Here is a 1,514-nt window from a genome sequence, read left to right as displayed (position 1 = left end):
ACGAATCCTCACAGATCAGACGTCAACCAAACTCGGGGCAGTCCCCACACGCAAGCAAAAGCGATCGAGTCGAAGCTGCGAAGCAAGGGGGCCTGGCAAAACGGAGCCATGCCATGGCGGGGCGACCAAACATAAGTCGAAACTTCAGCGCGTGTGCCGGTCTCCCTTCGCCCGGTCGAGGTCAAGTACGGTCAGCGATGGTGACGCTCGGCGATGCTCTTGTCGGCACACGCAGGGTCTTGCCGGGAGACGACTGCGGCGAGGATTTGCACCGCTGCTGAGCTTCGCGCAGACCGCGTGGGTAAGCAGTCGGTGTCGACCGCTGCGCCCGATATCAGCCCGCCATCGGTGGACACGGTGACTCCATTCGTACCAAATCAGCCACAGTGCCCTTTTCCCTGACCGAGCTCTCGGTCGAGACATCTCCGTCGGGTGACCCTCGCTGTCCTACGCCTCGAGCAACTCGTCAACCCGTTCCCGTAGTTCAGCACTCATGGGCGCCAGGGTTGCCTCCTAGAAGGGCAAGTGCGGGATTCCGGGCTGCCCAAGGACGCGGTCGGCATCAAGCGACGAGATCTCAATCTCGGTCTTCTCGTCGTACTGCCATTCCGTTCGGATTGCGACAATCAACTCCCGGTTCTTGGAACGGAGGAGCTTCTTGAATGCTTTGGACCGTGCGCCGGCGGTGCCGACGAAACCGCGTGAGACGAGCTGAGCGAACATCGTCCGATCGACATACTTAGCGTTGCCGTACGTGAGGCGAAAGCCACCGCGCGGTCCCACTTGGAAGGTGCGCTCATCGACGGCCAAGCGAAGCCAGTCCGCGGGCACGTACATACCCTTAAGCGTCTTGCCATCGAGCTTGCTGCCCGCGTCACCTCGCACGAACTTGAACCAGAAAGGCGTACCGAATGCCCTCCATTCGGCCGCCAGCTTTGCAGCTTGACGACCGATCGGCATGAGCGCTAGCTGCTTGGTGATCTCGCCCTTGCGTCCGTAGGCCCACTCGTATCCCTCGCCCGGATCAGTGGACTTGACCTTCTCGAGGCGCTTGTACTGGATGAACGTGAATGCATCGTGGACCTGATCCCAGTAGAGGAGATCCACCCCGAGCTCGAGCTCGATCGGCTTCTTGTTGACCGACATCACAACCAGCTTGCTTTCGCCATGCTTGTCGCTGAACACCGCGACGCTCGCCGCCCGCTGATCGCCGACCAGCTTTCCGTCGAAGCGCTGAAGGTCAAGAGGCAGTAACTCTTCTTCTAGGTCCTGCTCATACCCCGAGTTGAGTACGGTCTGTAAGAGTGTCTCGTTGTCCGACTCCGAGGGCGGTGATACAAAGGCGTTCGCCGGCAACTCAATATTGGCCATCTGTGCCGCTAGCTCGACCGCATCCTTTGCTTCAACTCGAGACTGCTGAACGTTTGCGGGGAACTCACGTGGCTCCCCAAGTACCGAGGTGATCCACTGGGACTGTCCGATAAACGGTGTGTGGGGTCCGGCGGTTTTCATTA

General features: G+C 59.9%; 1 protein-coding gene. It reads right to left on the bottom strand.

What is annotated here, in order from left to right; translation table 11 throughout:
- Nucleotides 1-513: 513 nt before the first annotated feature.
- On the bottom strand, nucleotides 514-1,514 hold a 1,001-nt coding region (locus AC25YV_RS12775; protein WP_488124236.1), incomplete at its 5' end, for a hypothetical protein.

The organism is Microbacterium sp. Y832 (assembly GCF_057669765.1).
This window is presented reverse-complemented; position numbering and strand designations above follow the sequence as displayed.